Below are 9,867 nucleotides of genomic sequence, written 5' to 3' on the forward strand. Positions count from 1 at the left end.
GGATTGTGAATAAGATTTACTTTATTATGCTGATAATAGGATGGAGAATAGAATATACTCTTTGCAGATAGGCAATTTAATGGTAATATTGAAAAGGATATATAATAAAGGTGTGTAGTGATGGTGGAGGTGTATGTTTGTGTCTGAATCCAGCGCAACAAGAGAGATATTAATTCGATTACCTCAAAATTTTTTATCAGAGTTAGATGGGTATGCGAGTGAAGAAAATGTAAATCGCAGTGAATTTATTTATCGTGCCACAAAAATGTATCTTCGCGAACGTAAAAAGAAAGAGTTTCGTGAATCGATGAAACGCGGTTATATTGAAATGGCGGCCATTAACTTAACGATTGCTTCTGAAGCCTTTCAGGCTGAATTCGAGGCTGGTCATTGCGTTGAACGATTAGTTAGCGGAGGCTGAGCCATTGATTGTTGTTAAGCGTGGTGACGTATACTTCGCAGACCTTTCCCCGGTAGTCGGTTCAGAGCAGGGTGGAACCCGTCCGGTACTAATTTTACAAAATGATATTGGTAATCGCTTTAGTCCGACTGTGATCGTGGCAGCCATTACAGCTCAAATTCAAAAAGCGAAATTGCCTACACATGTTGAGATTAATGCCAAAAAGTACGGATTTGAACGGGATTCCGTCATTTTATTAGAACAGATCCGGACAATTGATAAGCAGCGTTTAACCGATAAAATTACGCATCTTGACGAACCAATGATGCAAAAGGTCAATGAAGCTTTACAAATCAGTCTAGGCCTCATTGAGTTTTAGAGAAACGTTTTCCCGTTAATCCGGGCGTTATTATAATACAAATCATTCTTAATTTTAATTAGATGGCACGATTCCTGCAACAGTGGAATCGTGTTTTTTTATGAAATAACATAAATTTATGTACACAATAAAGGAATTCAGAGGATGAAGATTCTTCAATTCAATTAATCGTATTATTTGTACCAATTTTTACAGCAGGAAATATAAAAAATTTGACGAATAAAAAAGTATACAATTAGATATTGGATTAAACGTTCATTGGTTTTTATTGGTATCCTCCTAACTTTACTTTGAAAGATGTTTTCCTTACCTGATTTTCGGGTATGTAGTTATGTTGTAGATACTTAAATAAGGAAAAGTGTAGTGGGGAAACCCAATGGAATTCCAGGTGGAAAGAACATTACAGTTAGTTAACATCCTTGTGACGAGGACAGGGAAACATAGCAATTGTGTTAGAATGGGAGGATATTATGAACCAATTGGTTTACGATTTTATTAAGCAAAATCATGATTACATCCTTACTGAGTGGATGGATATCATGAAGGAAAGTACAGACGAAAGATTAATTAAAGTCGTCTCTGATCGAATGTTTACGCAAACGAGCAGTGAATTTATAGATATGATCATTACGAATGTTGATAGTAAAAACAAGGAATTCACATTAAAGCTTTCAGATTTTGCCGAGAAAGTCGTCCAATTGGGATGGCCTCTTACTTTCGTCAATGAAGGACTTCATAAATTCACGTTAATTGTCATTAATGGAATGGTGGCAAAGGGTTTGGTGACTCTTGAGAATCAAGTCAATCTTGTTAACCATTTGGATAAATGGGCAACACCAATAAATAATGAGATAGTCAATATATATACCCAGACTTGGGAAAGAACCGTTTCCCTGCAAAAAATAGCCTTGCAAGAACTTTCGGCACCGCTCATTCCTGTTTTGGAAGGCATTACGGTAATGCCGCTGATTGGCACAATTGATACTGAACGTGCCAAACAGATAATGGAAAACCTGCTGACTGGCGTGGTTAAGCATAGATCTGAAGTTGTTCTTATTGATATAACGGGTGTGCCGGTCGTGGATACCATGGTTGCTCATCATATCATCCAGGCAGCGGAAGCGGTCCGATTAGTGGGTGCTAAATGTATACTCTGCGGCATTCGCCCTGAAATAGCCCAAACCATCGTTAATCTTGGAATTAATTTAAATGAAGTGATTACAAAAAATACGTTGAAAAAAGGGATAGAAGTTGCGTTGGAATTAACGAGCCGTAAGATCGTAAAGGTGGAGGGATAAGTATGAGGATTCCGATATTAAAGCTTTATGACTGCTTGTTAGTCTCTATTCAGTGGGAATTGGATGATGTGACAGCCCTTCAATTTCAAGAGGACTTACTGCATAAGATTCATGAAACAAGCGCAAATGGCGTTGTTATAGATATAACCTCAATAGATTTCATAGATTCCTTTATCGCAAAGGTATTAGGCGATGTCTTTAGCATGTCTAAGCTTATGGGGGCAAAGGTTGTAATTACGGGGATCCAGCCTGCTGTTGCAATAACATTAATTGAACTGGGAATTAGTCTCGATGGTGTTTTGACAGCATTAGATTTAGAGAAAGGCCTGGAGAAATTACAACAGGAATTGGGGGATTAAAGAATGGAGTTCCAATCCTGCGTAAAAATCATAAATGAATGGGACATCGTAGCTGCAAGGCAGCTCGGAAGAAATGTCGCTAAAGAGTTGGGGTTCGGTACTGTAGACCAGGCAAGGATCACAACGGCTATAAGCGAATTGGCCCGAAATATATACTTATATGCTGGACAAGGCAGTGTAAGCATAGAAAAGCCAAATATAAATGGGAAGTCAGGATTGAAAATCATTGCAGAGGACCAAGGGCCGGGAATTGAGGATATTCGCAGAGTCATGGAAGATGGATATACCACCTCAGGGGGACTGGGGGCAGGCCTTCCTGGAGTCAAACGTTTAATGGATGACTTTGATATTGAATCGATACCAGGAGAAGGGACTAAGATTGTCGCTACGAAATGGCTCCGTTAGGGGGGGACTATGGATATTAGGGAGAACATGGAGAAAAAGTATCATGAGGCGCTTTCTACTTATCTTAAAGACCAAAATGAGCAGGCACTCTACCAAGGACAAAAGATTAGCCGCCTACATATAAAATACAATATATCTCCAGAAGAAATCATCAGTATGCATAAAAATAACTTAATGGAACTTTACCCGGAATTACCGGGAAAAGTATTGGATTCATTCGATTTTCTGTTAGAAGTCATGATGGGATACGGCATTGCATACCGTGAACATCAAAGCCTTAGACATCAACAGCAGGAACTGAAAACGGAAATTGAGATCGCGGCAAACGTTCAACATACTCTTTTGGAAACGGAAATTCCTGATATCAAAGCTCTTGAAATTGGGGTGATAAGTGTTCCGGCCAGACAGATGAATGGAGATTATTATCACTTCGTCCAAGATGAAAATGAGCGTATCGGGGTAGGGATTGCCGACGTAATAGGCAAAGGGATTCCTGCTGCATTGTGCATGTCGATGATTAAATATGCGATGGATAGTCTTCCGGAGCATCGTCATGAACCGAAAAGCGTGCTTGAGAGTTTAAACCGTGTTGTGGAGCATAATGTAGATCCAAGTATGTTCATAACCATGTTCTATGGCTTATATGATCCGCATGACAGGCAATTTTCCTATGCTTCAGCGGGGCATGAACCTGGTTTTTACTATGACGCCGCTTCAGGTACTTTTAGCGATTTGGATGCAAAAGGTTTGTTGCTTGGAGTTGATAAAAAAACAAGGTATCGCCAATATGAAAAAACGGTGAATCGCGGAGATATGATTATTTTATTATCTGATGGAGTGACCGAGTGCCGGACAAATGATGGGTTCATAGAAAGGGAAACGCTAATTGGTTTCATTAAAAAGAATATGCACTTACAAGCCCAGGAAATGGTGAATAATATTTATAAGCAATTGGAGAAAATGCAGAACTTCCAACTAAGGGATGATTTCACATTAATAATTTTAAAATCAAATGTTTAGTATTTTTTCCACAGGGTATAGATATAGGAATGAAGAGGATTTGAAGAGGTGGGTCAAGGATGAATATAACAGTAGATGTTAATGAATTAAATAATGAATTTATTGTAAAACTAAAAGGTGAAATCGATGCCTATACTGCACCAAAACTAAGAGAATCACTATTTCCAATATCAGAGCAGGACAATGTTTCGATTATTATTGATTTAACTGAAGTTTCCTATATGGATAGTACGGGACTTGGAGTATTTGTCGGTGCTTTTAAAAGCGTAAGGGCACATGATGGCGAATTCACTTTAGTTGGTTTATCAGAAAGGTTACGACGTTTATTCGATATTACGGGTCTTGCAGATATCATTGATATAAAAAGTGGTACAGAGGGTGGGTTAGAATGAGTCAAGTATATGATTACATCGAAATGAAAATACCTGCAAAACCAGAGTTCATCGGTGTCATTCGTTTAACGCTATCTGGAATAGGTAGCCGGATGGGATTTGCGTATGATGAAATCGAGGATTTGAAAATCGCTACCAGTGAGGCTTGTACAAATGCGGTACAGCATGCATATAAGGATTCTGAAAAAGGTGAAGTGAAAGTGAGTTTCGGGCTTTATCCTGACCGTTTGGAGGTCATGGTTTCTGATAGTGGTAAGAGCTGTAATTTCGAAGAGATTCGTCAAGGAATCGGTCCATACGAAAATGGACAAAAAGTCGAGCTCTTGAGAGAAGGAGGCTTGGGTCTTTACCTCATTGAAACTCTGATGGATGATGTGAAAATTCATCAGCATGACGGGGTTACAGTATTTATGACTAAGTTTTTAGAAGGAGAGCAGGTGGAGATGGATGCAAAAACAGTCTCAACCTAATCAGGCACAAAGGGAACAGGTAAATGAATGGATTAGAGCTTATCAGCAGAACCAAGATGATGACGCACAGAGTAAACTGGTCATCCATTATAAAAGTTTGGTTGAAACAATCTCCCGAAAGTATGCAAAGGGGAAATCATTTCAGGAGGATATCTCTCAAGTCGGCATGATTGGTTTGTTAGGTGCCATTCGAAGATATGATGAATCTTTCGGTAAAAGCTTTGAGGCATTTGCCGTTCCTACAATAATCGGGGAAATCAAGAGGTTCTTGCGTGACAAAACATGGAGTGTTCATGTGCCAAGAAGAATTAAGGAACTTGGTCCGAAAATCAGGGTGACTGTTGAGGAATTAACGACGACTCTGCACCGTTCACCAAGAATAGATGAAATAGCCGATTGTATAGGGGTTACTGAAGAAGAAGTTTTAGAAGCGATGGAAATGGGTAAAAGCTATCAAGCGTTATCTGTTGATCATTCTATTGAGGCGGATTCCGATGGTGGTACGGTCACATTGCTTGATATTTTCGGAAATGTCGATGAAGGTTTTGAAAAGGTCAATCAGCGCCTAGTGCTTGAAAAGGTGCTGCATGTGTTGAGTGACCGTGAAAAGATGATCATTCAACATACTTATCTAGAAAATTTAAGTCAAAAAGAAGCGGGCGATAAACTTGGAATTTCCCAAATGCATGTATCAAGACTCCAGCGCCGCGCAATCAAGAAACTTCAGGAAGCCATTAACGCTGAAAACTCGGAGTTAATACAGTGATCAAAGATATTCTGAGGGAAGAAAAAATAGAAGTCCTTGTCTCTCAATCCTCTAAAAACGGGATGGTTTATTGCGGTGATGATTACTTCTTTCTTCATACGAAAGAATACTTTGTGTGTGTACTGGCAGATGGGCTAGGTAGCGGGAAAAATGCTTACGAATCCTCCCATGCCGTCATCGAGGAAGTTAAACGTAATCATGAGTTGGATGTAGAATCACTAATGGCAGTATGTAATCAAGTTTTAATCGATAAGCGGGGGGCAGCCGTTTCCATTTTGAAGATATTTTATGAAAAGAATGAATTTATATACAGTTCAGTTGGGAACATCCGCTTTTTTCTGTATAATCCAAGCGAGGACCATCTTGTTTACCCTTTACCTGTTACAGGGTATTTATCCGGCAGGAAGCAAAAATACAGGACGCAGAGCTACAAATATGAACCTAATGCAAAATTCATTCTTCATTCCGATGGTCTAGAACTTAAGGGAGCTAAATCTTTTTTAAAAAGGCTTGTCCCTATCGATAAGAACGCCCAATGCATTTTAGAAAGCAGTCCAGTAACTGCAGATGATACAACTTTCATTTTAGGAAGCTTACTTTCGCCATAAATCGGAAGTGAGCTTTTTTGTAATGGATTCGCAACTTCATCCCTCATTTGCTAGACTATACATATTAGATTAAAAGCTTGGAGGTAAACAAAATGATCGTTGTAGAAGATACATTAAAAGAATTGATTAAACAAATATCCAATGAGCTAACTTTGAAAAATAATCAAGTTCAAAACGTCATACAGATGCTGCAAGAGGGGAATACTGTACCATTTATTGCCCGGTATAGAAAAGAAATGACGGGTTCGCTTGATGAAGTGCAGATTCGTTCCGTTATGGAAAGGTGGAACTATCTAGAAAACCTTGGGCAGAGGAAAATGGAAGTTACGCGTTCGATTGGTGAACAGGGAAAATTGACGGAAGAATTAAAAAGACAAATCGAGAAGGCAACAAAACTTCAGGAAGTCGAGGATTTATACAGGCCATTCAAGCAAAAAAGGAGAACGAAGGCGACGGTCGCTAAAGAAAAGGGGCTTGAACCACTGGCTAAATGGCTTCTTGAATGTCAAATGCAAGCTCGAGTTAGCGAAAAAGCCGCAGAATTCGTATCGGCAGAAAAAGAAGTTACTTCTATTGAAGAGGCTATTGCAGGAGCGCAGGATATCATAGCAGAACATATTTCTGATGACGCGGAATTAAGGAAGTGGATGAGGGCGGAGATTTTCAAAGCGGGAAAAATAGTTTCGGCCGTAAAAAATGAGGAGAAGGACGAGAAAAGAATCTTCGAGATGTACTATGAATATGAGGAGCCAGTTCAAAGGATCGTACCACATCGGGTCTTAGCGCTTAACAGAGGTGAAAAGGAAGAGGTTTTACGAATATCCATTCAGCCTCGGACTGAAATCATCATTGGTCATCTGGAACGGAAAATCATTAAAAATAACAAATCTGAAGCCCAAAGTGTCCTTAAATCAGCGATTGAGGATGGACTCAAGCGTTTGATCATGCCTTCGGTAGAACGGGAAATCAGGAAAGAGCTGACGGAAAAAGCAGAGGATCAAGCTATCCACATTTTCTCTGAAAATCTCCGGAACTTGCTCCTGCAACCCCCGCTTAAAGGGAAAGTGGTCCTAGCTCTAGATCCGGCATATCGGACGGGCTGTAAATTGGCTGTTATTGATGAAACGGGAAAGGTACTCGATATTAGTGTAATCTATCCGCATCCCCCTGTTGCGAAGTTTAATGCTGCCCGCGAAAAAACGATCGAAATACTTCAGCGGTTCTCAGTTGAAATTGTGGCAATCGGCAATGGGACGGCATCACGTGAATCAGAGCAATTCATCGCGGATATTCTAAAGGAAGTGAAAGGAAATATTTCTTATATCATTGTTAATGAAGCGGGGGCAAGTGTATACTCTGCCTCAGATATTGCCCGTGAAGAGTTTCCGGATCTTCAAGTAGAACAGAGAAGCGCCGTATCTATAGGCAGAAGGCTTCAAGATCCCCTTGCCGAACTTGTAAAAATTGATCCTCAATCAGTGGGGGTAGGTCAGTATCAACATGATGTGTCCCAGAAAAAGTTAACGGAATCTCTTTCTTTTGTAGTAGAGACAGCTGTTAACCAGGTGGGAGTTAACGTCAATACCGCTTCATCGTCCCTATTACAATATGTAGCTGGTTTATCAAAATCAGTTGCTCAAAATATTGTGAAGAAAAGGGAAGTGGAAGGGAAGTTTGCTAGCAGGAAGGAATTAAAGAAGATTCCCCGACTTGGCGCCAAAACATATGAACAATGCATAGGGTTCTTGCGTATCATTAATGGAGATGAACCTTTGGATCAAACCGCGATACATCCTGAGAACTACAGTGCCGTGAATAAATTGTTAAAGAAAATGGGATTCACATCTGAGGATTTAGGCAGTGATGCACTGAATGAAGAGTTAGGTAAACTAAATCCGGCGGAATTAGTAAATGTTTTGGAAATTGGGGAAATTACGATTAAAGATATCATAGATGATTTGATGAAACCGGGAAGAGATCCTCGGGATGAATTATCAAAACCACTGCTTAAGCAAGATGTGCTAAAAATGGAGGATCTGCAAACTGGGATGGAATTACAAGGCACAGTGAGGAATGTTGTGGATTTCGGTGCGTTTGTGGACATCGGTGTTAAACAGGACGGACTTGTGCATATTTCCAAACTAAGCAATCGGTTTGTAAAACACCCATTGGATATAGTTGCCGTTGGGGATGTTGTGACGGTTTGGGTAGAACTGGTCGACTCTCAAAAGCAAAGGGTATCTTTAACTATGCTCGAGCCAAAGAATCAAAACTAGCCTATGGTAAGCTCCTTCTATATTAGAAGGGGTTTTTTTGGGGAAGCAAATGTATGTTATATTTCGAACATAGTTGAATCTATAATCGGAGACTTTCCTTCTTTTGATAAAAAAACCAACATTGATTCAACATCTTCACTTGATAATAATCCTTTTCATAAAAGGCTTTACGGATTTGATTCTGGAACCAATTAGGCATAGCTTTTCCTCCCTTAGTTTCCTATTGTTTTATTAGTCTATGTTATAATGGGTTGTCATGTTACCAAGGAAAGGGAGGGGGAAATGGATAATCTGCAATTGCAAAAACTGGTTGAAGAAATTTCGTTGAAAGACTTTAAAAAGGCCTTTAGGCATGTAGCCACTTTTAACCCTCGTCTTCGAACTACAGGAGGACGATACTTGCTCCGTTCACACAATATTGAAATTAATAAGAAGTATCTTGATGAACGCGGTGTGGGAGAAATGATTGGTATCATAAAACATGAATTGTGCCATTATCATCTGCACCTCGAGAAGAAAGGGTATCAGCATCGTGATGCAGACTTTAAGCAATTGCTCAAAAAAGTGGGGGCACCGAGATTTTGCGAGCCACTACAATCAAATCAAGTAAAGAGAAAGATGAATACTATTCAATATAAATGTAAAGACTGTCAGCAGGTGTATATAAGAAAAAAACGAATCGACACTACCCGTTTCGTTTGTGGTAAATGTCGCGGAACATTGATTTACCAAGGGTTTAAAGAGGGAAAAACAGAAATTTAAAAAAGACACAAAAGAACCCTTGACTTTAGGTTGTAACCTCTTTATAATCATAAGAGTCGACAAGATAACAACTTGTTCTTCACGACAAACACTAAGGTCCTTGAGCATGAAAAAGGAACCCAATTTTCATTATTCCGCAGTAGCTCAGTGGTAGAGCATTCGGCTGTTAACCGAACGGTCGTAGGTTCGAGTCCTACCTGCGGAGCCATTTTTTGGGGAAGTACTCAAGAGGCTGAAGAGGCGCCCCTGCTAAGGGTGTAGGTCGCGTAAGCGGCGCGAGGGTTCAAATCCCTCCTTCTCCGCCAGTTACATATTTTATCAAGGCCCATTGGTCAAGCGGTTAAGACACCGCCCTTTCACGGCGGTAACACGGGTTCGAATCCCGTATGGGTCACTTTTATTCACAAAATTATTATGCTGGTCCCGTGGTGTAGCGGTTAACATGCCTGCCTGTCACGCAGGAGATCGCGGGTTCGATTCCCGTCGGGACCGCCATTTTTAAAAAAATACTTGCTGAAATAATATTATTGTGATATAATATTAACCTGGCCATTAAAAAGTATTTGATTGTTGGGCTATAGCCAAGCGGTAAGGCAACGGATTTTGATTCCGTCATGCGAAGGTTCGATCCCTTCTAGCCCAGCCATTTTATTTAGAGCCATTAGCTCAGTTGGTAGAGCATCTGACTTTTAATCAGAGGGTCGAAGGTTCGAATCCTTCATGGCTCACCAT

At 40.0% G+C, this 9,867-nt stretch carries 13 protein-coding genes and 6 tRNA genes; 18 read left to right on the plus strand and 1 reads right to left on the minus strand.

What is annotated here, in order from left to right; all coding sequences use genetic code 11:
• The first annotated feature begins 139 nt into the window (after window positions 1-139).
• From ACFX4X_RS20680 to ACFX4X_RS20730, 11 genes are all read left to right on the plus strand, one after another.
• Window positions 140-421, plus strand: coding sequence for a CopG family ribbon-helix-helix protein (locus ACFX4X_RS20680; RefSeq protein ID WP_061465936.1), 282 nt, complete (start codon window positions 140-142; stop codon window positions 419-421).
• Window positions 422-428: 7 nt separating this feature from the next.
• Entirely contained in the window at window positions 429-779 is a 351-nt protein-coding gene (locus tag ACFX4X_RS20685) for a type II toxin-antitoxin system PemK/MazF family toxin (RefSeq protein WP_034306610.1), read from the plus strand.
• A gap of 470 nt (window positions 780-1,249) precedes the next feature.
• Entirely contained in the window at window positions 1,250-2,077 is an 828-nt protein-coding gene (locus ACFX4X_RS20690) for an RsbT co-antagonist protein RsbRA (protein WP_377385975.1), read from the plus strand.
• A 2-nt stretch (window positions 2,078-2,079) separates the two neighbouring features.
• Window positions 2,080-2,436, plus strand: coding sequence for an STAS domain-containing protein (locus tag ACFX4X_RS20695; protein WP_061461186.1), 357 nt, complete (start codon window positions 2,080-2,082; stop codon window positions 2,434-2,436).
• A gap of 3 nt (window positions 2,437-2,439) precedes the next feature.
• Window positions 2,440-2,841, plus strand: coding sequence for an anti-sigma regulatory factor (locus ACFX4X_RS20700; RefSeq protein WP_061461187.1), 402 nt, complete (start codon window positions 2,440-2,442; stop codon window positions 2,839-2,841).
• A gap of 9 nt (window positions 2,842-2,850) precedes the next feature.
• Window positions 2,851-3,861 (plus strand): PP2C family protein-serine/threonine phosphatase, encoded by a 1,011-nt coding sequence (locus ACFX4X_RS20705; protein ID WP_089364911.1) that lies wholly within the window; start codon window positions 2,851-2,853, stop codon window positions 3,859-3,861.
• 59 nt (window positions 3,862-3,920) lie between these two features.
• Entirely contained in the window at window positions 3,921-4,253 is a 333-nt protein-coding gene (locus tag ACFX4X_RS20710; protein ID WP_061461189.1) for an anti-sigma factor antagonist, read from the plus strand.
• A complete protein-coding gene (gene rsbW, locus ACFX4X_RS20715; RefSeq protein WP_061461190.1) occupies window positions 4,250-4,723 on the plus strand; it encodes an anti-sigma B factor RsbW in 474 nt (157 codons plus the stop codon). The genes ACFX4X_RS20710 and rsbW overlap by 4 nt, the downstream gene beginning before the upstream one ends.
• Window positions 4,701-5,489: an RNA polymerase sigma factor SigB gene (gene sigB / locus ACFX4X_RS20720; protein WP_377385981.1), complete on the plus strand. Its 789-nt coding sequence runs from the start codon at window positions 4,701-4,703 to the stop codon at window positions 5,487-5,489. The genes rsbW and sigB overlap by 23 nt, the downstream gene beginning before the upstream one ends.
• Window positions 5,486-6,097 carry a PP2C family serine/threonine-protein phosphatase gene (locus ACFX4X_RS20725; protein WP_250211736.1) on the plus strand — a complete coding sequence of 204 codons (612 nt, stop codon included), beginning with the start codon at window positions 5,486-5,488 and terminating at the stop codon, window positions 6,095-6,097. Before sigB ends, ACFX4X_RS20725 begins: the two co-directional genes overlap by 4 nt.
• Window positions 6,098-6,189: 92 nt before the next feature.
• Window positions 6,190-8,373 carry a Tex family protein gene (locus tag ACFX4X_RS20730; protein WP_377385985.1) on the plus strand — a complete coding sequence of 728 codons (2,184 nt, stop codon included), beginning with the start codon at window positions 6,190-6,192 and terminating at the stop codon, window positions 8,371-8,373.
• A 79-nt stretch (window positions 8,374-8,452) separates the two neighbouring features.
• On the opposite strand, the gene cmpA is transcribed toward ACFX4X_RS20730, so the two are convergent.
• The gene (gene cmpA, locus ACFX4X_RS20735) at window positions 8,453-8,572 is read right to left on the minus strand and encodes a cortex morphogenetic protein CmpA (protein WP_089364909.1); all 120 of its coding nucleotides are present in this window, start codon (window positions 8,570-8,572) and stop codon (window positions 8,453-8,455) included.
• Window positions 8,573-8,655: 83 nt separating this feature from the next.
• Here cmpA and ACFX4X_RS20740 point away from each other — a divergent pair, with 83 nt between their 5' ends.
• From ACFX4X_RS20740 to ACFX4X_RS20770, 7 genes are all read left to right on the plus strand, one after another.
• Entirely contained in the window at window positions 8,656-9,135 is a 480-nt protein-coding gene (locus tag ACFX4X_RS20740; protein WP_061461193.1) for a SprT family protein, read from the plus strand.
• 133 nt (window positions 9,136-9,268) lie between these two features.
• Window positions 9,269-9,343: transfer RNA gene (locus ACFX4X_RS20745), tRNA-Asn, on the plus strand.
• Between the two features lie 6 nt (window positions 9,344-9,349).
• Window positions 9,350-9,440: transfer RNA gene (locus tag ACFX4X_RS20750), tRNA-Ser, on the plus strand.
• 17 nt (window positions 9,441-9,457) lie between these two features.
• Window positions 9,458-9,529, plus strand: a tRNA-Glu gene (locus ACFX4X_RS20755).
• Between the two features lie 25 nt (window positions 9,530-9,554).
• Window positions 9,555-9,630: transfer RNA gene (locus tag ACFX4X_RS20760), tRNA-Asp, on the plus strand.
• A 76-nt stretch (window positions 9,631-9,706) separates the two neighbouring features.
• Window positions 9,707-9,781: transfer RNA gene (locus ACFX4X_RS20765), tRNA-Gln, on the plus strand.
• 9 nt (window positions 9,782-9,790) lie between these two features.
• Window positions 9,791-9,866: transfer RNA gene (locus ACFX4X_RS20770), tRNA-Lys, on the plus strand.
• Window position 9,867: the final 1 nt, after the last annotated feature.

It is taken from the genome of Peribacillus sp. YIM B13481 (assembly GCF_042787985.1).
In the GTDB taxonomy this organism is placed as follows: domain Bacteria; phylum Bacillota; class Bacilli; order Bacillales; family DSM-1321; genus Peribacillus; species Peribacillus simplex_A.

Bases quoted from the DNA above. Each gene is read 5' to 3' on its own strand.
- ACFX4X_RS20690 (WP_377385975.1), top strand. From the start codon at position 1,250: ATGAACCAATTGGTTTACGATTTTATTAAGCAAAATCATGATTACATC.
- ACFX4X_RS20695 (WP_061461186.1), top strand. From the start codon at position 2,080: ATGAGGATTCCGATATTAAAGCTTTATGACTGCTTGTTAGTCTCTATT.
- ACFX4X_RS20700 (WP_061461187.1), top strand. From the start codon at position 2,440: ATGGAGTTCCAATCCTGCGTAAAAATCATAAATGAATGGGACATCGTA.
- ACFX4X_RS20705 (WP_089364911.1), top strand. From the start codon at position 2,851: ATGGATATTAGGGAGAACATGGAGAAAAAGTATCATGAGGCGCTTTCT.
- ACFX4X_RS20710 (WP_061461189.1), top strand. From the start codon at position 3,921: ATGAATATAACAGTAGATGTTAATGAATTAAATAATGAATTTATTGTA.
- rsbW (WP_061461190.1), top strand. From the start codon at position 4,250: ATGAGTCAAGTATATGATTACATCGAAATGAAAATACCTGCAAAACCA.
- sigB (WP_377385981.1), top strand. From the start codon at position 4,701: ATGCAAAAACAGTCTCAACCTAATCAGGCACAAAGGGAACAGGTAAAT.
- ACFX4X_RS20730 (WP_377385985.1), top strand. From the start codon at position 6,190: ATGATCGTTGTAGAAGATACATTAAAAGAATTGATTAAACAAATATCC.
- cmpA (WP_089364909.1), bottom strand. From the start codon at position 8,572: ATGCCTAATTGGTTCCAGAATCAAATCCGTAAAGCCTTTTATGAAAAG.
- ACFX4X_RS20740 (WP_061461193.1), top strand. From the start codon at position 8,656: ATGGATAATCTGCAATTGCAAAAACTGGTTGAAGAAATTTCGTTGAAA.